The organism is Priestia sp. ABM2_011 (assembly GCF_056158845.1).
This window is the reverse complement of the sequence record NZ_JBSWUB010000001.1, coordinates 1,261,823-1,284,216: the sequence shown is the minus strand read 5'-3', so window position 1 is coordinate 1,284,216 and position 22,394 is coordinate 1,261,823. Positions and strand designations below refer to the sequence as shown.

Sequence of the window (22,394 nt, the reverse complement as noted above, 5' to 3'; positions counted from 1 at the left end):
TAAAAAACACAAAAAAGAAGCGCCCCTTGAGAGGAGTGCTTCTTTTTTTGTTATTCAATTGCAAAAATGTAAGAATATAAAGGTTGATCTCCTTTATGAAGCTCTACCTCAACTTCTTCAAACGTTTCTTCTACAAACGATGTTAGCGCTTCAGCTTCATCGTCTGAGACATCCTCTCCTTGAAGAATCGTAAGGATTTCCGCTTCGTCATCAATCATATAAGTCAATAGCTTTTTCGCTGCTTCTAATTTTTCTGAATCTTTTACGACGATTTTCTTTTCGGCAATACCCATAAAATCGCCTTTGGCTAATTCAAGACCATCAATATTTGTATCGCGAACTGCATACGTTACTTGCCCTGTTTTTACGTGCTGCAGAGCTTCTGTCATTGCTTCCTCGTTTTCTTTTAAGCTTTGCTGAGGATTAAATGATAGCAGCGCTGTCATTCCTTGAGGAACCGTTTTAGACGGGACAACCGAAACGTGACTGCCCGCAACAGCAGCCGCTTGGTTAGCAGCCATTACAATATTTCCGTTATTAGGTAAAATAAGTACCTGTTCTGCATTTGTTTCTTCAATCGCTTTGACAATATCCTCCGTACTTGGATTCATTGTTTGTCCGCCTTCAATGACAACCGTTGCCCCAAGGCTCTTGAACAATTCAGCAATTCCTTTTCCCATTGATACAGTGACAATGCCAAAGGGCTGTTTTTCAGCCTTTTTTACTGCAGGCTTTTCTTCATCTGAAACAATGCTGCTATGCTGTTCTCTCATGTTTTCAATCTTCATTTTAATTAAACTTCCATATTGCTGCCCGTAGTTTAACACTTCTCCAGGATGCTCGGCGTGAATATGAACTTTCACAATTTCATCATCAGATACTACAAGCAACGAGTCGCCCCATTTACTTAAATCTTGGCGAAACGTTTCTTCAGAAAATGTTTTAGCTGCGGGCTTATCCTCTTCCAGCCTTACCATAAATTCTGTACAATAGCCAAATTCAATATCTTCTGTATTCATATGGCTTTGCGCATGCTTATGATGCTCAGCATTTACAAGTTCATTCATCGAAGGAGCTGACATGGGTACACCCGGAAGTTTTTCACCTTTTAATTCAGCTAAAAACCCTTCATAAATTAAAACAAGCCCTTGACCTCCGCTATCCACTACGCCTACTTCTTTTAACACGGGTAAAAGATCTGGCGTGCGATTTAACGAAGCATTAGCTTCCTTAAGTACTTCTTCCATGAACAGAATCATATCAGATTGCTTTTTAGCAACAGCCGCTGCTTTTTTAGCAGTATCCTTAGCTACTGTTAAAATGGTTCCTTCGATTGGTTTCATAACAGCTTTATAAGCAGTTTCTACACCAAGCTCAAGAGCTTCAGCAAACTCAACTGTTGTAATCGCTGACTTTTGCTCAACCGATTTCGCAAAACCGCGGAATAATTGAGATAAAATAACTCCTGAATTACCGCGCGCGCCCATCAATAAGCCCTTAGACAAAGCTTGACTCACTTGACCGATGTGATCAGATAGTTTATTTTTCACTTCTTTAGCACCAGACGTAATCGATAAGTTCATATTTGTTCCAGTATCACCATCTGGTACAGGAAAAACGTTCAGCGCATCCACGTAATCTGCATTGTTAGATAGATGCTGGGCTCCTTGAAGCACCATTTCTCTAAACCGCTTTCCGTCCAACGTTGTCATTGACACGAATCTTCCTCCTTAATTAAACGTTCGTTACACGAACACCCTGCACATAAATATTTACTGAATCAACCGTTAGACCAACCGTTTGTTCCAGCGTGTATTTTACTTTTGTTTGCACATTATGAGCAATTTCAGAAATTTTTGTTCCATAGCTTACGATAATGTACATGTCGATATGTACGTCATCCTCTTCTTGTCTTACCACAATACCTCGTGTAAAGTTTTCTTTGCGAAGAATTTCTGTAAGACCATCTTTAAGCTGATTTTTTGAAGCCATTCCGACAATCCCGTAACAATCAACAGCTGCTCCTCCAGCAATTGTTGCAATTACATCTGTAGAGATATCAATTTGACCATACTTCGTTTTCATTTCGATGGACATACTCGTTCCCCTTTCTACTTTCATAGGTTATAAATATTCTACTATAATCAATCTCGTTTTAAAAGAGGCGTCCAGCTTGTCCCTTTTAAAGATGACAGTATTGGGTATCAACTTGTCTTAAAATAAGTAATTGCCCAAGTTATACCTATTTCTACTCTCTATATTATTGAACATAGATTCATTTTATATGTCAAGGAAAATTTCTTGAAAGCTTTTCTCCAGAACTATTGCATTCTCTTTAAGGCTGTGATAAATTAATATAGTATTTCTCAAAACAGAATTGAGTAGTTTTTTTGGTGTTAGGAGGGAAAATCATGGCACGCAAATGTGTAGTAACTGGTAGAAAAGCTCGTTCAGGTAACGCACGTTCTCACGCAATGAACGCTACTAAGCGTAAATGGGGTGCTAACGTTCAAAAAGTACGTATCTTAGTGAACGGTAAACCAAAACGTGTGTACGTTTCAGCTAGAGCCCTTAAGTCTGGTAAAGTTCAACGCGTTTAATCTTTATAATGAAAAAGCACCATATTTTATGGTGCTTCTTTTATTATTCCGGCGTTGTTAATCTTTTTTAAACGAATTAAGCATGACCTTTACGATCCCACCTAAAAACTTTGGAAGTTTGATTGTATAGAATTTCATACTGTCCCTCCTAACCGTCTCCACACTTTATCTCCTTTTAAAGAAAGCCCTATGTCCTGCTCTCATTTTCCATACTTCATCACAAGCAACGTTTATCATTGCTTCTTACCATCATTAATATGCCTTTTGTAAATGAAAAAGTACCTCTTTGTTGAATAAGTTCATTGCTAATACATAAAGTTGAGCCGAGTTCTACTTCATGCTTATTGAGCGGATATTTGAAACCTTCTAGCGTAAGCTCTTTTACACCGCCTGCAAAAGGAACGAATGAAATATAGTGAAACTCCTTTAAACGATCAACATGATAAGTGCCTGGTTCAAACAATTGAATGATATTTTGATTGTCAATCATTTGTACATTCGCTTTCTTTTTTAAGCCTTTGTACAGGAGCTGAATGCTTCCAAACATGTGGTCAAGTCTTCCACCTGTTGCTCCAAAGATACAAATACTGTCCGGTTTTTGCTCTATTGCCCACTCAAAAGCAAGTTCCAAATCAGTTGCATCTTTTTCCGCAGGATACAATTCAACATCTTGTAATGCTTCTCTCACTAGCTTAAGCTGCGCATTTGTAATGGAATCAAAATCTCCGAATGCTTTCACGGGCAAAATGTCTTGTTGAAGAAGCAGGAATACGCCCCGGTCTACTCCTACCCACTTTACATCATTTGATTGGTGCAGGAGTGGCATATGTTCATCCGGTCCCCCTGCTAGAATATGAATTTTCATTATGTATATGCTCCTTTTCTATTAAAAAATGAACGAAATAAATATGTTTTCTTTATCCTAAAAGAAAAAGCTGCTGTGTACAAGTTCTACCCGTTGTACACAGCAGCTTTTATTACTTACGCTTGAACAGTTGTGCGAATTTGGCTGATTGCGCCAGCTCGATCTTCTTGATTATAAATAGCTGAGCCAGCCACTAAGACATTTGCTCCTGCTTCTACACATTTTCTTGCTGTTTCTTCATTAATTCCTCCATCAACCTCTACTTCAATAGAAAGGTGACGGATTTCAATAAGCTGAGAGATTTGCTCAATTTTCGGCAGTACACTTGGAATGAAGTTTTGTCCTCCAAAGCCTGGGTTCACCGTCATTAATAAAATAAGATCGATATCTTCTAAGATATGCTTTACCACGTCAATTGGCGTTGCAGGATTTAAAGCAACGCCTGCTTTCATACCGTGCTCTTTGATTAATTGAATGGTGCGGTGCAAATGAGTACACGCTTCAGCATGTACCGTTAAAATATCAGCACCTGCCTTTGCAAACATTGGAACGTATTGATCTGGGTTTTCAATCATTAAATGCACATCTAATGGCAGTGTTGTGACAGGGCGTACAGCCTCAACGATAAGCGGTCCAATTGTAATATTAGGAACAAAATGGCCATCCATAACGTCTATATGGATGTAGTCTGCTCCACCTGCTTCAACTTCACGAATTTCTTCAGCAAGCTTTGAAAAATTGGCAGATAAAATGGAAGGTGCGATTTTTGTCATTTTTAATACCTCGGCTTTCTTTGCTTAATTTCCTCAATAAATTGCAAGTAATGTTCGTAGCGATAACTCGGAATTTCTTTTTGTTCGTATGCTTCTTTCACCGCACATTTTGGTTCTTTCACATGCAAACAACCTCGAAATTTACACTGTTCACTCAAACGCGACATTTCAGGAAAACAATCGGTCAACTCTTCTACTTCTAACGTTAAAAATTCCAGTGAGCTAAAGCCTGGCGTATCAGCTACTAAACCTTCACCAAACGAAATCAGTTCTACATGACGTGTTGTATGCTTTCCTCTTCCAAGTGACATTGAAATATCATTTGTCTTTAACTCAAGCTCTGGTTTAAGCGTATTTAGCAGTGAAGATTTACCTACACCTGACTGTCCAGCAATAACCGTTACGCGATCTTCAAATAACGGCTGAATTTGTTCCATGCCTTTTTCTGTGACTGTCGACGTTAAAATGACCTCATATCCTATTTTACGATATTCTTCGGCATATTGCTCGATTTCTTGCTTTTGTTGCTGTGATAAAAGATCTACTTTTGAAATACAAATAATAGGTTCAATATGATTAGACTCCACTAACACTAAAAATCGGTCAAGAAGCATTGTACTAAAATCAGGTTCAATCGCTGAAAAAACAAGCAGCGCCTGATCAACATTTGAAATTGGGGGACGAACTAATTCATTTTTACGTTCTTTAATTTCAAGTATATATCCTTCAAGCTTATTTTCCGCCTGAAATACTACATTGTCACCGACTAAAGGCGTTACCTTCTTTTTACGAAAAACACCTCGTCCTCGACATTGCGTTACTTGTCCGTCATGAAGAACATAATAAAATCCGCTAAGGGATTTAATAATTCTTCCTTCTGGCATAACCTCACTCCTATCACTCTGGATATTCAACGTCTTTTTCTTCAATAACTTCCCCGTCTCGGACAATTTTATAAGACGCTTTTTCATTTTCATCAACTAAAACATCGAATGATTCTTTTGTTGTTTCAGTAATCGTTAGTTCTTTAGCAGGAACCGACATATCGTTATCTGCATCTTCGATATAAATTTGTACTTTTTGCGGCTTTGGCTTTTCCTCTTCTGTTTCAGTGGCATCGCCTGTTTCCGTTGCGTCGCCTTGTTCCGTGCTTGCTTCGGTGTCAGCCTCTTCTTTATACGGAATGGTAACATCCACTGACACCGTTTGAGGAGCTTTTGGCTCTTTGCCCATTGAGACCGTAATGGTGAGCTTATCACCTTGCTCAATACTCTGCTCCGCTGCAGGCTTTTGAGACATCACAAGACCTTTTTCAACAGTGTCGGAATACGCTGTTTTTACGTCCACTTCAATATCTTCATCTGATGCATAATCTTTTACGCTTTTTTCCGTCCAGCCCGAGAAATCCTTTAATGCAATCTTCGGCGGACCTTTACTTACCCATAGAGTAACCGTTGTATCTTCCGGCACGACTTGTTCGGTTTCTTTAGGCGTCTGATCTGTAATATTGCCTTTTGGTTCTGTGCTTTCAACTTCGATGGATTGGATATCTTTATAATTCTGCTTTTCTAACAGACTTTTTACTTCCGTAAAGCTTCTTCCAATGTACCGGTTAAATCCTTCTTTTTTCTTTCCTGTACTTCGATAAATAATGACGTTAGAGCCTTCTTTGATCACGTCTCCCGCTTCTGGCATCGTTTTAACCACGTCGCCTTCTTCCACCTCATTATCAGATATATCTTTAGGATTCTTCACTTTAAAGCCTAAAGAAACTAAATCGGTTACAGCTGATTCATAATCTTGATTATGTAAATCAGGAACCTTTACGTCTTTTGGCAGTAATAAAGCCGGAATGAATGTAACGGCGGCTACGCTAGCAGCTGCCAGCAGCAAAAAAATTAAAACAAGCGTTACAATCAGCTTGCTTTTGCCTTTTTTCTTTTTCTTCTTTTTTTTCTTCGGCTTTACTTCTTCTTCTTCTTGTTCTTCGCGCTCTAAGTGAGGTGGTTTTCTCACAGGTACGTGCGTTTCTTCGGATTCAACAAAATCCTCCTTAATAACGGGAATGGCTTTTGTCACTTCTTCATCATCAGGCACCGTAAATCTTTGTTCATTATAACGATTTGGATGAACAGCAGACTGTAAATCCGCTTCGAGTTCTTCGACGGAACTGTATCGGTAAAATGGATCTTTAGTTGTTGCTTTTAATACAACATTCTCCACGCTTTGAGGGATAGATGGATTCCACCTTTTTGGAGAAGGTGTTTCTGTCTGTAAATGTTTTAATGCAATTGACACAGCCGATTCCCCAGAAAAAGGGACTCGACCCGTTAGCAATTCAAATAGGACGATGCCAAGCGAATAAATATCAGAACGCTTATTCGCAAGCCCTCCCCTTGCCTGTTCAGGAGATAAATAATGAACAGAGCCCAAAACAGAATTAGTATGCGTAATGGTTGTAGAACTTAGTGCTACGGCAATGCCGAAGTCAGTAACTTTAATGGTATCATCATGATCAATTAAAATATTTTGAGGCTTAATATCCCGGTGAATAATTCCGTACTGATGAGCATGGGCAATAGCTGATGTAATCTGCGTCATAATATGTATGGCTTTATCAAGAGATAATGGTGATTCTTGCAGAATGTATTGCTTTAATGTCATACCCGGTACATATTCCATGATGATATAGTAAATATCTTCTTCTTCTCCAACATCATAAATGCTGACAATATTAGGATGAGCAATACTCGTAGCAGATTGAGCTTCTCGATGGAAACGCTTTATAAACGCATCGTCACTTGCAAAGTCTAAACGAAGCACTTTAATTGCCACATCACGATCCAAAATCATGTCGCGACCTAAATAGACGTTTGCCATTCCGCCTCCACCAATTACTTGCAATACCTTATAACGGTCGTTTAGCCGTCTACCTATTAGCAACACTCTCACCCACTTTCAGATGTAAAGTCCACAATTGCAAGTGTAATATTGTCTTCTCCACCAAGCTCATTTGCTAATTGAATCAGGCTCGTACCCTTTTCGTGAAGTGATGAACTTGTTGATAACGTTTCGTTCAGCTTTTGTTCCGTTACCTTATTTGTCAGTCCATCTGAACATAATAATAATCGATCTTCTTTTTCCACTTCAATTGTTTTTACATCTAAACTAACATTTTCTTCGGTACCTAGTGCTCGCAATAAGATATTTTTTCGCGGATGATGTTCAGCATCTTCTTTTGTGATTTGACCATTTTTTACGAGTTCATTCACAAGAGAATGATCTTCTGTTACTTGTTGAAATCCATATTCATTGGAAATATAGCACCTGCTGTCTCCTATATTACCAATCGCACAAAACGTATCGGCGCATAAAGCAAGTACAACTGTCGTACCCATGCCTTTACACTCTTCATGCTCCTGAGCATACCGATAAATATCTTGATTAATTTGGGAAACACGCGTACGAATCCACTGCGTCGCCTCATCAGGAGACGTTACTTTGTTCGCTTCTTCCCACGCTATTTGCAATTTTTGAACCGCCATCTCACTGGCGATGTCGCCAGCTCGATGACCTCCCATACCATCAGCCACAATTGCAAGCAGCTGATTATGTTGGTTCAAAAATACCCCTCCGTTATCTTCATTGTGTTGTCTAACTCTCCCTCGGTCTGTCATGAAGACAGTTGCCATACAATCACCTCGTCTCTTCTTTACGCTCCTTCGCACGTAATTGGCCACAAGCTGCATCGATGTCATGACCTTGCTCACGTCGAATAGTCACGTTAACGCCACGCTTTTTAAGCGTACGTTCAAATGCAAAAATCTGTTCACGCGGTGTACGAACATAATCACGCTCAGGCACATAGTTTACCGGAATCAAGTTCACGTGACATTTAACGTCTTTAATCAAATCCGCTAATTCCTCCGCATGCTCTACTTGATCGTTTACTCCTCCGAATAGACCATACTCAAAGCTAATACGTCTTCCCGTTTTATCCGTATAATATTTAATGGCTTCCATCAAATCAGGAAGTTTATACGCGCGGTTAATCGGCATTAAGCGTGAGCGGATGTCATTGTTTGGAGCGTGAAGTGAAATCGCAAAATTGATTTGCATTTTTTCATCAGCAAACTTATAGATTTTTGGAATGATTCCACTTGTCGATACTGTGATATGACGTGCACCAATATTTAATCCATCATCACTGTTAATTGTTTTTAAGAAGCGCATCATTTCATCATAGTTATCAAATGGCTCCCCAATACCCATAATTACGACAGAGCTCACGCGTTCTCCTTGTTCATCTAGCGCTTTTTGTACTTTTACTACTTGCGCTACGATTTCTCCAGCTTCTAAGTTACGCTTTAAACCTCCAAGAGTAGACGCACAGAACGTACAGCCGATGCGACAGCCAACTTGAGTTGTTACGCAGACAGAATTTCCGTATTCATGACGCATAAGCACCGTTTCAATCGTATAACCGTCATGGAGTTCGAATAAAAACTTCATCGTGCCGTCTCCAGACGTTTGCTGAACAACTGTTTTTAATGTCGTTAATGCAAATTTGTCTTTTAATTGTTCACGTAATCCTTTAGATAAGTTTGACATATCGTCAAAGTCCGTTACGCGTTTAACATATAACCAGTCAAAAATTTGTTTAGCACGGAACTTCTTATCACCATGTTCCACTAACCAATTTTCTAGGTCGTGCATTTCTAATGAATAAATAGATGGTTTTTGCGTTTTTTCTTCTGCTTTTGCTTTTCTTTTAGCTACTTCTTCCATTTTTACACCTTCTTCTGTAAACATGCAATATAAAATCCATCGCTTTGTGCATCTGGCAGCAATTGAATTTCACCATGTTTTACGTTTTGTTTAAGTCTTTGCGGCATGCGTGCAGCAAGCGTTTCGTCTTTTTGAAAATCAGCATGATCTGCTAAAAATGCTGCTACAACATCCCCATTTTCATCCCGATCGATTGTACATGTACTATATACGAGGGTCCCACCTTTTTTTAATAAAGGCGCAACCGCATTTAAAATATCTTGTTGAATACGCGCCAGCTGCTTTACATCCTGCTCAGTTTTTGTATATTTCAAATCAGGTTTACGTCTCATCACACCAAAACCTGAGCACGGGGCATCTACTAAAATGCGGTCAAACATTTCTTTATCAAACTGTTCACCGGCTTTGCGGCTGTCTTGAACCGTTGGCTCAATATTGGTAAGATGCAGACGCTCTGCCTGCTGGGCAATCAGCTTTACTTTATGGTCATGAATGTCCAAGGAAATAACTCTACCACTGTTTTTAAGCTGCTCTGCAATATGAGTTGATTTTCCTCCCGGTGCAGCACAGCTATCTAAAATCAGCTCTTCTGCTTCTGCACCTAGCGCATGAGCTACTAACATAGAGCTTTCATCTTGAACGGTAAACATTCCTTCACGAAATGCTTGTGTATGAGCTGCATTTCCTTTTTGAACTTCTAGCGCTTCTTCTACAAAATGGCCTGGTTCTACAACAATACCTTCTTTTTCAAGCGCTTCTTTTACTTCATTTTGCGTAAAGCGTGCACTGTTTACTCGGATTGTTTGTTTAGGGGCCATTAAATTAGCTAAACAGATTCCGCGTGTTTTGTCCAATCCATATTGTTCCACCCAGCGTTTTACAAGCCATACTGGATGACTCGTTTCAATTGCCAAGCGCTCCACAGGATTTTGTATTTCTTCTAAAGAAGGCGTGCCGCTGCGCTGAATATTTCGTAAAACGCCGTTTACCATTGAGGCAATTCCTTTGTGACCACGTTTTTTAGCAATTTCTACTGCTTCATGAAGGATTGCCCGGTCAGGTACTCGATCTAAATACATCATCTGATAAAGAGATAAACGAAGCAGCACTCGCACCCAAGGCTGAAGTTTTTTGGGATTTTTCAAGAAAGGGGCTAACCCGTAATCTAACGTATCACGTCTTTGAATCGTTCCATACACAATTTCCGTTAGCAGCCCTGCATCTTTCCCTTGAATACCACGTTTTTGTATACTGTTATTTAACAATAGATTGCTGAATGCCTGATTTTTTTCAATAGCTAGTAAAATATCTAAAGCTATGTCTCGAACGTTGTACTTACTCATTGACATCCCCTAATACTGTTCCGACTTCAACGGATGTACCTCGTAAATACTGCGCTGCATCCATACGTTTTTTTCCAGCCGGCTGAAGTTCCGTCACTTTAATAGCTGTTTCATTTCCAGTTGCTACTACAAATCCGTCCTCTTCAAGTGATAAAACGGTACCCGGTTTGCCTGATGCGGATACTTTCTCTCCCCACCAAATTTTCATGACTTGACCGTCTGCTGTTGTATAAGCAACGGGCCAAGGATGAAGTCCGCGGATATGATTATAAATTTCTTCTCCTGTACGGGCCCAATCAATTTTCTCTTGTTCACGCTTAATATTAGAAGCAAATGTCGCTTCGCCATCGTTTTGTTTAACCGGCGTAATTTCACCTTTCACAAGAGAAGGAATGGTTTCTGAAAGCAATTTTGCACCAGCAGCGCTGAGTTTATCGTGAAGTGTGCCCACGTGATCACGTTCTTCAATCGGAACTTCTACCTGTGTTAAGATATCACCTGCATCTAATTTTTCTACCATATACATAATTGTAACACCAGTTTTCGGCTTACCTTGTAGAATTGAATAGTGAATCGGCGCGCCTCCGCGCAGTTCAGGTAACAGAGAAGCATGTACGTTAATACAGCCGTATTTAGGCGCTTCTAAAATAGGAGTTGGTAAAATTTGACCAAAAGCCGCTGTTACAATTAGGTCAGGCTCATACGCTAACACTTGCTGATATTCTTCTTCTAAACGAATCTTTTCTGGCTGCAGTACAGGTATTTCATGTTTTAACGCCTCAACTTTTACAGGAGGAGGTGTTAATACGCGCTTGCGTCCTTTTGGTCGGTCCGGCTGTGTAACCACTGCGACCACTTCATATCCATCTTTAAGTAATGTTTGTAAAACCGGCACTGAAAAATCCGGCGTTCCCATAAATACGACTTTCATCGTGTAAAACCTACCCTTCTAGTTCATCCTCTTCGTAATACTTTGTTACTTTTTCCGTGAACAATACACCGTGTAAGTGATCAATTTCATGTTGAATGGCTCGTGCTAAAAAACCTTTTGCTTCTATAAAATAAGGTTTCCCTTTACGATTTTGCGCACGTACTTTCACATAATCAGCTCGAGCCACGTCACCAAAAAGGCCCGGAAAACTTAGGCAGCCTTCTGGACCGATTTGTTCGCCTCGTTGCTCAATAATTACCGGATTAATTAACTCAATTTTACCGTGTCGATCGTCCACGTCTACCACTGCCACTTGCTGCAGAACTCCTACTTGAGGAGCAGCTAGACCCACACCGTCTGCTTCAAGCATTAAATCATACATGCCGTTTAGTAATTTCGCTAATTTATTATCAAAGTTTTTAACCACTTCACACTCTTGTTCAAGTACTTCATTAGGATGGTAAACAAGCTTAAGCTTAGCCAAATAGGCACCTCCTTTATTCTTTCTATTTATATCCAAAAAGCTTCTTCTTTAACGCCATCAAGACGACTAGTTACATCATCGAGTATGGATTCAAATCAATTGTAATCGTTAAATTTTCCTTCTGCATTTCCGCTTGATAACGTTCTAATATATATTTCAACAGCGGAATCAGGCTTGGTTCCAGCTTGTATTTTAACATGCATTGATAGCGATATCTATCTTTTATCTTAGCAATGGGAGATGCGACTGGCCCTAAGATTGTTGTTTGCGGCGAAAGTTTCTGACCCAGATACTGCGAAATTTTGTCTGTAACAGACACCACTTTTGCAATATTTTCATGAGATACCGTTACAAGCGCCAAGTAAAAGAAAGGCGGATATTTATGCATTTTACGAATTTCCATCTCCTGCTTATAAAACGCATCGTAATCATGCTGACTCGCAAGTTGAATGCTGTAGTGCTCAGGCGTGTACGTTTGAATCACTACTTCTCCTGGAAGCTTGTGGCGTCCTGCTCTTCCGCTTACTTGTGTTAAAAGCTGAAACGTTTTTTCAGATGCACGAAAGTCAGGTAAATTCAGCATCGTATCTGCTGTTAAAACGCCTACAAGCGTGACGTTTGGAAAGTCTAGCCCTTTGGCAATCATCTGGGTCCCTAGTAAAATTTGCGCTTCTCCACTTGCAAACTTGTTCAGGAGCTTTTCATGCGCGCCTTTTCGGCTTGTCGTATCAACATCCATTCGCACGACTCTAGCCTCAGGCAGCACTTTTGTTAATTCTTCTTCCACTTTTTGTGTACCAGATCCAAAAAAGCGGATATGTTCGCTGTGGCATTCCGGGCACTCAGTGTGCACATGTTCTTCGTGTCCGCAGTAATGGCATTTTAATTTATTTTGATAGCGGTGATACGTTAGTGAAATTTCACAGTGCTCACATGTCGGAACGTAACCGCAGTCCCTGCACATAACAAAAGAAGAATGGCCTCTTTTATTTAAAAATAAAACGATTTGCTCTCCTTTTCCCAAACGGTTTTTCATCTTTTCAAACAGCATAGTTGAAAACATAGAGCGATTGCCGCTGCGAAGTTCCTCTCTCATATCAACAATATCCACCGACGGCATCGATGACTTATTCATTCTTTGCTTTAACGTCAGTAGCTTATATACACCTTTTTGCGCTCTTGCAAAGGACTCAAGCGTTGGTGTTGCACTTCCTAAAATGACTGGACACTGATGATGCTGCCCTCGGTAAATGGCTACATCTCTGGCATGATAACGGGGGTTTTCTTCTTGTTTATAACTCGTCTCATGTTCTTCATCGATAATAAGAAGGCCCAAATTTTCAAATGGAGCAAATACAGCAGAGCGGGCCCCTACTACAACGGATACTTCTTTTCGCTGAATTTTTCGCCATTCATCGTATTTTTCTCCAGTAGACAAGCCGCTATGAAGCACAGCAACTTTTGAGCCGAACCGCTCTTTAAACCGCTTGACCATCTGAGGGGTAAGTGAAATCTCCGGAACAAGCATAATCGCTTCTTTTCCTTTTTTTAATACTTGATCAATCGATTGGAGATACACTTCTGTTTTTCCGCTTCCCGTTACTCCATACATTAAAAACACATCGTGAAGATTTTCTTCGATGTCCTGCAGAATCGGTGCGATTGCCTCAGCTTGTTCATCGGTCAATTGAAATGGCTTTGACGGTGTAAAGTATCGATCTTGATAAGGATCACGGTATATTTCAATTTCCGTTTCCTCTAAGAGTCCTTTGTTAATCAGCGCTTTTATAGGAGCGGAGGTAATCTGCAAATCTTCCGCTATTTCTTTTATGGCTACTTCTTCATTTCGCTCGAGCATAAAAGCCAGCACTTGCTTTTGCTTTTCTGCCTGCTTATTTAACTCGTTCATAAACTGTTGAATGTCTTCAAGGCTTTGATTCAGTTTTACGCCTTTTGTCGTTTTTTTGTTTCCTTTGTTTTTCACCACGTAGACGACTTCAATTAGACCTTTTTGAATATCACGGTGAAAAGCAGGAGCAGCGGCTGTTTTTTCCACTTCACTCCACTTCAGCGAGGATCTTGACTGAAAAAACGGCTTGACTTGCTCATGAAGCTGTTCGTATGCCTCTTTTGAAAGGAGTGACAGTTCTTTATCATATTTTGCTTTCATCGCCGCAGGCAGCATGACTTGAAAAGCCGATATCATAAAACAAAGCGTTTTTTCTGTTAGCCAGTGCCCAATCTCTAACAGTTCAGGAGTCAGAACCGGCGTTAAATCAAGCAAGTCAGCGATTGGTTTAACACGCTTAACTTCAGCCTCTTCTTTAAGAGCCACCACAAACCCTTGAACTTTTCTTGGACCAAACGGAACGACAACTCGCATACCCGGAACAATAATTCCTTTCCATTTGTCAGGAATGGCGTAGTCAAAAGCTCGATCTGTTTGTTTAGCAGCCACGTCCACAATTACACTAGCTACACTCATTTTCTCAGCCCTTCTAACATTTCCTTCACTTCTTTTAACACCTCGGTAGCTACATCGTGTTTTGAAAGAATGGGAAGTTCTTTAGACTCTCCGCTTCGCTTATAGAGCGTCACAATATTTGTGTCCGTCCCAAAACCTGCTCCTTCTGTCGTCACGTTATTGGCTACAATCATATCCAAGTTTTTAGATGCAAGTTTCTTTTGTGCATATTCATCCACTTGTTCTGTTTCTGCTGCAAAGCCGACTAAAAGCTGGTGTTCTTTTCGCTCTCCAAGCGTGCGTAAAATATCTGTTGTTCTCTCTAGCTCTAATACTGCTTCACCAGGCTGCTTTTTCATCTTTTGATCAAACACATACTTTGGTCGGTAATCTGCCACTGCGGCTGATTTAATGACAACATCTGCTTCATGATAGCGCTGCATAACAGCTTCAAGCATCTGCTGCGCACTTTCAATTTGAACAACCTGCACCCCTTTTGGATACTCTAAATTCGTCGGTCCCGTTACAAGTGTTACCGATGCACCTAACTTAGCAGCTTGTTCTGCAAGAGCATAGCCCATTTTCCCAGTAGAGCGATTGGTGAAAAATCGGACGGGATCAACGCGTTCTACCGTAGGTCCTGCTGTAACCAATACATTGATACCGTCAAAGATTTTTTGTGTATCTGATACTTTGGAAAAATAAGAGCCGATTAGTGAAACAATTGTTTCTGGCTCTTCAAGACGACCTTTTCCTACATAACCGCATGCCAAATACCCTTCTCCTGGTTCTACAAAAGAGTAACCAAATGATGAAAGAGTGCTCATATTTTTTTTAACAGCGGGATGATCGTACATATGAACATTCATTGCAGGCGCAATCCACACAGGTGCAGTAGAAGCCAGCAGCGTTGTGGAAATCATATCATCTGCAAGACCATTTGCTATTTTCCCTATCATATTAGCCGTAGCAGGAGCCACTAAAATTAAATCGGGCCAATCGGCTAAATCAATATGTGCAATCACAGATGGATCTTTTTCATCAAACGTATCTGTATAAACTGGGTTTCGAGACAGAGCTTGAAACGTAAGCGGCGTTACGAACTCGCGTGCTGAAGCAGTCATCATTACTTTAACTTCCGCTCCTGCTTGTACTAATTTACTTGTTAAAGCTACGGCTTTATATACGGCGATTCCGCCGCTAACACATAATAAAATTCGTTTTCCCTTCATCATTATGCCCCCATCTATTTATCCCGCTCAACCAGCATCCGCTTGTTTACTCGGGTAACTATCTAAAGCTTTTCAATTCAATTATTATACCATTTTTGTAGTGAGACATTCACTATCCTGCTTGAATACAAACAAAAGCATCAAAAAAATAACAACCTATAAAGTAGGTTGTTATTTTTTCACTTACTGATGTTTAGAATCTTCTTCTGCTACACCTTGCTTATAGCTTAATTGTTCAGCATTAATTTCTTCTAAAGCACAGCCTACAAACTTATAAGAAACCGGCTTTTCAATCGGCGTATCATTGTGAAGCTGTAATTGACGAGCGCGTTTTGCAGCTACTGTCACAAGCGTGTACTTAGAATCTAATTTTTCCATTAGGGAATCAATTGATGGATAAAGCATGTTTATTCTACCTCCAGCATTCTTTTATAGCGCGCAGAAATACGATCACGACGGCAGTGTTCAGCCGTTACGATAGCACGGATGCGAGCACAAGCATTTTCTACTTTGTCATTTTCTACAACATAATCGTAGGCGTCCATAAGTTCAATTTCTTCTTTTGCCACGCGCATACGGTTATTGATTAAGTCTTCTGTTTCAGTACCGCGGTTTACGATACGACTTTTAAGCTCTGATAAACTCGGCGGTGCCAAGAAGATGAACAAACCTTCTGGAAATGCTTCTTTCACTTGAAGAGCACCTTGCACTTCAATTTCTAGAAATACGTCTTTTCCTTCAGATAACGTTTGTTCTACATAATCAACCGGGGTACCGTAGTAGTTGCCTACGTATTCAGCCCACTCTAATAATTTCTTGTTTTCAATCATGCGCTCAAACTCTTCGCGTGGTTTGAAGAAATAGTCAACGCCGTCTACTTCACCTTCGCGGGGCTTCCTTGTTGTTGCAGAGATAGAATACTGCAATTTAATGTCTTCTTGCTCAAACAATGCTTTTCGTACCGTTCCTTTTCCAACACCTGATGGTCCGGAAAGAACAATTAATAAACCTCTTTCAATCATCGGTTCAAGTGACCTACCCTTCTAATAATTCTTCTTTGTTTATAAGTCGCTGCGACACAGTTTCTGGCTGTACAGGAGCTAAAATAACATGATCGCTATCCATAACAATAACAGATCGTGTTTTACGTCCTTGCGTTGCATCTATTAAAGAGCCTCGATCTTTTGCATCTTGAATAATGCGTTTGATTGGAGCTGATTCAGGATGAACGACAGAGATTATACGATTAGAAGAAATAAAATTTCCAAATCCAACGTTCACTAATTTACCGCTCATAAGAAGCCTCCTGCTATACCAATATAATCTTTATCTTACACGAAGGCTATTCAATATTTTGAACCTGCTCTTTTATGCGTTCTAGTTGTGCTTTCATACTAATAACATACTGAGCAATAGTACCATTATTTGCCTTCGCACCGATTGTATTCATTTCACGATTCAGCTCTTGAACAAGAAAATCCAGCTTGCGTCCTACTGAATCAGGTGTATTTAATGCTTGAATAAATTGTGAAACATGACTTTGAATTCGCGTAAGTTCTTCGCTAATATCTGCTTTTTCAGCAAAAATAGCTACTTCAGTCAGCACTCGCTGCTCATCGAAAGTACCTTCTAAATAGTCGCTCAGCTTTCTTTTAATACGCTCGCGATATTGTTCAGCAACTTCAGGAGCAAGCTGTGTAATTTTTTCGCGAATGTCTTGAATGTCCTGTAAGTATCCCATTAAATCGTGATACAGCTCTGATCCCTCTCGTTTCCGCATATCCACTAACTGATGAACAGCAGCTTCAACGGCTTCAAAGATTGCACCATGAATACTCGTCTGATCAGCTTCTTCTTCATAAGTTGTCATCACTTCAGGCATGTGTAAAATGTCTTGAATTTGAACAGATTGTGACAGCCCGTGCTTTTCTTTTACTTGCTGCAACGCATTCATGTATTCATCAAGCAGCTGCCAATCCGTCTGCAGTTTCTTTTTTGCCATTTCTTCACCTGAAATAGTAACAAATACTTCTACTCTACCACGTTTTATGTATGTTTGAACGATTTTTTTTATTTTATCTTCAATTTCAATTAATTGTCTTGGCATACGGATAACAATTTCACAAAAACGATGATTAACAGACTTCATTTCCACTGTTACTGATCGATTTTCCACTTCCGCTTTTCCGCGGCCAAAACCAGTCATACTTTTTATCATTATCATCACATCCACTATGTACATCTTACATAAAAAGTATCGTAAAAGAAAGTGTTAGCAAAAAAAAGAAATCTCTCTTCTTTATTCAACCTGTAAAGGCTGCCTTCATGAGTTTTCTCATTTGGGACAGCCTGTATTAAAGTATAGCACAATTTATGAAGGTTTTCTTGTTAAAAGTGAACCAGCAAGTAAAAAAGTTGGAAGGCTTGCAAGTCCTAAGATAACGAGCCATTCCCGCGGTGCAATGGCCATTGTATGGAAAATAGGCTGCAGCGGCGGATAGTAGATGGCCACCAGCATAAGGATAATAGATGAAATAACAGCCCCTACAAGATATAAGTTCTGAAATGGATTCCGATCAAAAATTGATTTTTCACTTCGGCAGTCAAATACGTGAATAAGCTGTGCCATGACAAGCGTGGCAAATGCAATCGTCTGAGCATACTGCAACCGATCTGGGTCATTGTCGTAAACAATCATAAACGCAGCAAGTGTAGCAGCTCCAATTAAAAATCCACGGCTGACTACTTTCCATCCCAATCCTCTTGCAAAAATACCTTCGCGCGGATGCCTTGGATGGCGCTTCATCACGTTGTCCTCTGGCTGGTCTAAGCCAAGAGCCATCGCAGGCAAACCGTCTGTTACTAAGTTTACCCATAGTATCTGAATGGGCACTAGCGGAAGCGGAAGTGCTAAAATCATCGCAAAGAGCATAACTAAAATTTCTCCTACATTTGATGCAAGCAAGTAACGGATAAACTTCCGAATATTTTCATAGATATTTCGCCCTTCTTTGATCGCTGATTTAATAGTGGCAAAATTATCATCAAGCAAAACGAGTGAAGACGCTTCTTTTGCTACGTCTGTCCCGGTGATGCCCATCGCAATGCCTATGTCTGCTGCTTTAATAGCCGGTGCGTCATTTACGCCGTCGCCCGTCATGGCTACAATGTGATCTTTTGCTTGAAGAGCTTTAACAATTTTAAGCTTATGCTCAGGTGATACCCTTGCATATACATAAACATCATCTACTACTTCTTCTAGCTCTTCCTGCGTCATTTTGGATAAATCCGTTCCTTCCAAGACTTGACCGTTTTTCGGTAAAATTCCGAGCTGTTTTGCAATCGCCTGTGCTGTAATAACGTGGTCACCTGTAATCATAACGGTTTTGATGCCTGCGTCTCGGCATTCTTTGACCGCTTGCTTGACCTCTGGTCTTGGCGGATCAATCATTCCTTGAAGCCCGAGGAAAGTCAGGTCTTTTTCTGCTTCCTTCTCTGTATGAACGCTCTCATGTTCTCCTAACGGTCGATATGCAATAGCAATGGTTCGAAGCGCTTGGCTAGCTAAGTGATCAATCGCTCCTTTTACTTCATTATGAACCGTTACCGACAGCGTTTGTTGTCTGCTTTCCCACAAAATATTTTTGCTGTTTATAAGCAGCACATCCGGAGCACCTTTTGTTATCACATAGCGTTTATGAGATGCGTCTTCAATGACTACACTCATCATTTTACGCGTTGAATCAAATGGAAACTCTTCAATAATCGTAAACTGCTTTTGAATATTTTCTTTTGTCAGCCCCGCTTTCATCGCGGCAACAAGCAAAGCCGCTTCAGTAGGATCCCCGTCGATAACATATTCTTTATCTTTTCTCGAGATGGACGTTTGATTGCAAAGCAGACCAAACACCAAAAGCTGCTGAAGCGGTTTTTCACTCCGTGTATCAACTTCTCTTTCCTCTCGTGAAAATACGCCCGTAGGTTCATACCCTGTCCCTGATACTCTCCACGTCATTCCTCCCGACCAGAGGTGGGTAACCGTCATTTTATTTTGCGTTAATGTGCCCGTTTTGTCTGAGCAAATGACTGACGCGCATCCTAGTGTCTCAACAGCAGGAAGTTTGCGAACAATGGATCTTTGCTTAATCATGCGCTGTACACCAAGAGATAGCGCCACGGTTACGATGGCAGGAAGACCTTCGGGTATGGCAGCAACAGCTAAGGAAACTCCCGCTAAGAACATACTGTATAAATCATGCCCTTGCAGCACACCAATCCCAACAACTAATACAGTAAGTGCAAGAGCTACAACAATTAAAATTTTGCCCAATTGCTCTAACTTCCGTTGAAGAGGAGTAATCATGGCTTCAGCATTTTGAAGTAAATCAGCAATTTGCCCCATTGCTGTTTTCATTCCAATCCCTACAACGATACCTGTTCCGCTTCCTCTGGTTACAAGGGTACCCATAAACGCCATATTGTCCTGATCTCCAAGCGGCACTTCATCTCCTGACAATGCTTTTATTTGCTTACCAACAGGCAAAGACTCTCCCGTAAGCGCTGATTCTTCAATTTCTAGACTTTTGGCTTCCATAATCCGAAGGTCAGCTCCAATACGGTCTCCGCTCGAAAACTTTACAACGTCTCCTACTACCAGCTCTTTAGATGGTAACTTAACCCATTTCCCTTCACGCATGGCTGCTACTTGAGGAGCCGAAAGCTCTTTTAATGCATGAAGAGATTTCTCTGCTTTTCTTTCTTGGAAGAACCCGAGAAATCCATTAATTACCACAATAGCAATGATAGCAATTGCATCGATGTATTCTCCTAAAAGCCCTGAAATAAGCGTGGCAGCTAGTAAAACCAGTACCATAAAATCTTTAAACTGCTCTAGAAACACAAGAATGGCTGGTTTTTTCTCTCCTTCAGTCAATTCATTAAACCCTTGTTGCTGCTGACGTGCTTTTACTTCTTTGTGTGTAAGACCATGCTGCCTGTCTGTTTTTGTTACTTCTACTATTGCTTTTTCACCTAATTCATACCATTTCATTGCATCTTTTCACACCCTTTTATTTGTAAATGCACCTATTAGATTGTTACAATCTTATATCGTATGCTTATTCAGACTCGTCCTAAAAAATGCTATACTTTTCTATAGGACAATTTTCAATTACTTAAGGATGTGAGCACTGTGTCATTTGATGGTATTTTTACATATGGCATTTTACAAGAATTATCTGAGACCTTGGTTTCAGGACGAATTTCAAAAATATATCAGCCGTTTCCAAACGAGTTGATTTTACAAGTACGCGCTAAAGGTGAAAACCGCAAACTTTTAATCTCAGCTCACCCTAACTATTCACGCGTTCATTTTACAAATGAGCCCTATGAAAATCCATCTGAGCCTCCTATGTTTTGTATGCTTCTTCGCAAGCATTTAGAAGGAAGCATTATTGAACAAGTGTATCAGCTTGGATTAGACCGCATTTTAGTCATTGAAACAAAAGGACGAAATGAAATTGGCGACGTGACGTACAAGCAGCTTATTATTGAAATCATGGGAAGACATAGTAATGTTGTACTTGTAGATAAAGAAAAACAAACGATTATCGACAGTATTAAGCATGTTCCAATGGCCTTGAACAGGCATCGTACGCTTCTACCCGGAGCTCCTTACGTACTGCCTCCTAGCCAAGATAAGCTTCATCCATTTGAAGCGGACGAGGAAACCGTGGTTAAAAAAATTGATTTTAATAGCGGAAAGCTAGCCAGTCAGCTAGTGCAGACCTTCTCAGGGCTTTCTCCTTTAATTGCAAATGAAGTAGTGTTTCGCTCTGGCTTAGCGAATCGTTCTACCCTTCCAAAATCATTCGTCGAAACCATGACGCTGATCAAAGAAGGTCAGTTTACACCGACTCTGACAACCGTTAATCAAAAAGACTATTTTTATTTACTCGAATTAACGCATTTAGAGGGTACGAAAAAAACGTATGCAACTATCAGCGAGCTTCTTGACCGCTATTACTACGGGAAAGCAGAGCGAGATCGTGTAAAGCAGCAAGCGCATGATTTGGTACAGTTTATTTCCACCGAGAAAAAGAAAAATGAGAAAAAAATAAAAAAACTTGAGCAAACGCTGCAAAATGCAGAAAAAGCATCTGATTACCAGCTAGCCGGTGAACTCCTTACGGCAAATTTACACCTTGTCAAAAAAGGAGATGCGAAAGTGGATGTTATTAATTATTACGATGAAAATAGCGGTACACTTACGATTTCATTAGATCCGCAAAAATCACCGTCTCAAAATGCTCAAAGCTATTTTACAAAGTATCAAAAAGCGAAAAATTCCGTTTCGATTGTAATCGAACAGATTGAAAAAGCAAACGAAGAAGTACAGTATTTTGAATCACTTATTCAGCAAATGGATACTGCTACTCACAAAGACATTGCCGAGATTCGCGAAGAGCTTGTGGAAGAAGGATATTTGCGCAACCGTCAGCAAAAGCAAGCAAAAAAACAAAAAAACACCACGCCTACACTTGAACAATACGTTTCAAGCGACGGCACGACGATTTTAGTTGGAAAAAACAATAAGCAAAATGAGTATTTAACAAATCGCCTTGCTGCTCGTGATGACGTTTGGTTTCATACGAAAGATATACCGGGTTCTCACGTTGTTATCCGCAGCCAAGAGCCTTCAGAAGAAACAATTTTAGAAGCGGCTCACCTTGCTGCTTACTTTAGTAAAGCCAAGAATTCAAGTTCGGTACCAGTGGACTATACAAAAATTCGCCACGTAAAAAAAACAAGCGGTGCTAAACCTGGTTTTGTGACGTACGATAATCAGCAAACGGTGTACGTAACGCCTAGCGAAGAACTTGTACTGAAGCTGCGCCAGTCATAACAAAAACCCC

Annotated in this window: 21 protein-coding genes; 2 read left to right on the top strand and 19 right to left on the bottom strand. The window is 40.3% G+C overall.

The genetic code is table 11. The features are described from left to right. Window positions 1–50: 50 nt before the first annotated feature. Window positions 51–1,718, bottom strand: a complete 1,668-nt coding sequence (locus tag ACXAE4_RS06800; RefSeq protein ID WP_028411449.1) for a DAK2 domain-containing protein — start codon at window positions 1,716–1,718, stop codon at window positions 51–53. A gap of 16 nt (window positions 1,719–1,734) precedes the next feature. Then, window positions 1,735–2,097 (bottom strand): Asp23/Gls24 family envelope stress response protein, encoded by a 363-nt coding sequence (locus ACXAE4_RS06795; protein WP_013058913.1) that lies wholly within the window; start codon window positions 2,095–2,097, stop codon window positions 1,735–1,737. Window positions 2,098–2,411: 314 nt separating this feature from the next. Between ACXAE4_RS06795 and rpmB the strand changes: the two genes are divergently transcribed. Next, the gene (gene rpmB, locus ACXAE4_RS06790) at window positions 2,412–2,600 is read left to right on the top strand and encodes a 50S ribosomal protein L28 (RefSeq protein ID WP_013058914.1); all 189 of its coding nucleotides are present in this window, start codon (window positions 2,412–2,414) and stop codon (window positions 2,598–2,600) included. 57 nt (window positions 2,601–2,657) lie between these two features. On the opposite strand, the gene spoVM is transcribed toward rpmB, so the two are convergent. The 17 genes from spoVM to ACXAE4_RS06705 all read right to left on the bottom strand — a co-directional run bounded on the left by spoVM (window position 2,658) and on the right by ACXAE4_RS06705 (window position 20,530). Beyond that, window positions 2,658–2,738, bottom strand: coding sequence for a stage V sporulation protein SpoVM (spoVM, locus tag ACXAE4_RS06785; protein WP_016765421.1), 81 nt, complete (start codon window positions 2,736–2,738; stop codon window positions 2,658–2,660). Between the two features lie 79 nt (window positions 2,739–2,817). Further along, window positions 2,818–3,465, bottom strand: coding sequence for a thiamine diphosphokinase (locus ACXAE4_RS06780; protein ID WP_098999581.1), 648 nt, complete (start codon window positions 3,463–3,465; stop codon window positions 2,818–2,820). Window positions 3,466–3,581: 116 nt separating this feature from the next. Next, window positions 3,582–4,238, bottom strand: a complete 657-nt coding sequence (rpe, locus tag ACXAE4_RS06775; RefSeq protein ID WP_013058916.1) for a ribulose-phosphate 3-epimerase — start codon at window positions 4,236–4,238, stop codon at window positions 3,582–3,584. Between the two features lie 2 nt (window positions 4,239–4,240). Then, a complete protein-coding gene (gene rsgA / locus ACXAE4_RS06770; protein ID WP_013058917.1) occupies window positions 4,241–5,122 on the bottom strand; it encodes a ribosome small subunit-dependent GTPase A in 882 nt (293 codons plus the stop codon). Between the two features lie 13 nt (window positions 5,123–5,135). Next, on the bottom strand, window positions 5,136–7,181 hold the full coding sequence (gene pknB / locus ACXAE4_RS06765; protein ID WP_186806720.1) for a Stk1 family PASTA domain-containing Ser/Thr kinase: 2,046 nt from the start codon (window positions 7,179–7,181) through the stop codon (window positions 5,136–5,138). 5 nt (window positions 7,182–7,186) lie between these two features. Beyond that, the gene (locus ACXAE4_RS06760; RefSeq protein ID WP_475235710.1) at window positions 7,187–7,930 is read right to left on the bottom strand and encodes a Stp1/IreP family PP2C-type Ser/Thr phosphatase; all 744 of its coding nucleotides are present in this window, start codon (window positions 7,928–7,930) and stop codon (window positions 7,187–7,189) included. 4 nt (window positions 7,931–7,934) lie between these two features. Beyond that, on the bottom strand, window positions 7,935–9,026 hold the full coding sequence (gene rlmN / locus ACXAE4_RS06755) for a dual-specificity RNA methyltransferase RlmN (protein WP_028411453.1): 1,092 nt from the start codon (window positions 9,024–9,026) through the stop codon (window positions 7,935–7,937). Between the two features lie 2 nt (window positions 9,027–9,028). Then, window positions 9,029–10,369: a 16S rRNA (cytosine(967)-C(5))-methyltransferase RsmB gene (gene rsmB / locus ACXAE4_RS06750; RefSeq protein ID WP_028411454.1), complete on the bottom strand. Its 1,341-nt coding sequence runs from the start codon at window positions 10,367–10,369 to the stop codon at window positions 9,029–9,031. Next, window positions 10,362–11,300, bottom strand: a complete 939-nt coding sequence (fmt, locus tag ACXAE4_RS06745) for a methionyl-tRNA formyltransferase (protein ID WP_028411455.1) — start codon at window positions 11,298–11,300, stop codon at window positions 10,362–10,364. The genes rsmB and fmt overlap by 8 nt, the downstream gene beginning before the upstream one ends. Window positions 11,301–11,310: 10 nt before the next feature. After that, on the bottom strand, window positions 11,311–11,784 hold the full coding sequence (gene def, locus ACXAE4_RS06740) for a peptide deformylase (protein ID WP_013084828.1): 474 nt from the start codon (window positions 11,782–11,784) through the stop codon (window positions 11,311–11,313). Window positions 11,785–11,854: 70 nt separating this feature from the next. Continuing rightward, window positions 11,855–14,269, bottom strand: a complete 2,415-nt coding sequence (priA, locus tag ACXAE4_RS06735; RefSeq protein WP_155017488.1) for a primosomal protein N' — start codon at window positions 14,267–14,269, stop codon at window positions 11,855–11,857. Continuing rightward, window positions 14,266–15,483, bottom strand: coding sequence for a bifunctional phosphopantothenoylcysteine decarboxylase/phosphopantothenate--cysteine ligase CoaBC (gene coaBC / locus ACXAE4_RS06730; RefSeq protein WP_098999577.1), 1,218 nt, complete (start codon window positions 15,481–15,483; stop codon window positions 14,266–14,268). The genes priA and coaBC overlap by 4 nt, the downstream gene beginning before the upstream one ends. A gap of 180 nt (window positions 15,484–15,663) precedes the next feature. Beyond that, window positions 15,664–15,885, bottom strand: a complete 222-nt coding sequence (rpoZ, locus tag ACXAE4_RS06725) for a DNA-directed RNA polymerase subunit omega (protein WP_013058926.1) — start codon at window positions 15,883–15,885, stop codon at window positions 15,664–15,666. Between the two features lie 2 nt (window positions 15,886–15,887). After that, window positions 15,888–16,502 (bottom strand): guanylate kinase, encoded by a 615-nt coding sequence (gmk, locus tag ACXAE4_RS06720; protein ID WP_013058927.1) that lies wholly within the window; start codon window positions 16,500–16,502, stop codon window positions 15,888–15,890. A gap of 13 nt (window positions 16,503–16,515) precedes the next feature. After that, window positions 16,516–16,776, bottom strand: a complete 261-nt coding sequence (locus ACXAE4_RS06715) for a DUF370 domain-containing protein (protein WP_013084831.1) — start codon at window positions 16,774–16,776, stop codon at window positions 16,516–16,518. A 46-nt stretch (window positions 16,777–16,822) separates the two neighbouring features. Further along, window positions 16,823–17,698 carry a YicC/YloC family endoribonuclease gene (locus tag ACXAE4_RS06710; RefSeq protein ID WP_028411458.1) on the bottom strand — a complete coding sequence of 292 codons (876 nt, stop codon included), beginning with the start codon at window positions 17,696–17,698 and terminating at the stop codon, window positions 16,823–16,825. Between the two features lie 153 nt (window positions 17,699–17,851). After that, window positions 17,852–20,530, bottom strand: a complete 2,679-nt coding sequence (locus ACXAE4_RS06705; protein ID WP_098999575.1) for a cation-translocating P-type ATPase — start codon at window positions 20,528–20,530, stop codon at window positions 17,852–17,854. A 141-nt stretch (window positions 20,531–20,671) separates the two neighbouring features. On the opposite strand from ACXAE4_RS06705, the gene ACXAE4_RS06700 reads away from it, so the two are divergent. Further along, window positions 20,672–22,384, top strand: a complete 1,713-nt coding sequence (locus ACXAE4_RS06700) for an Rqc2 family fibronectin-binding protein (RefSeq protein WP_251440095.1) — start codon at window positions 20,672–20,674, stop codon at window positions 22,382–22,384. Window positions 22,385–22,394: the final 10 nt, after the last annotated feature.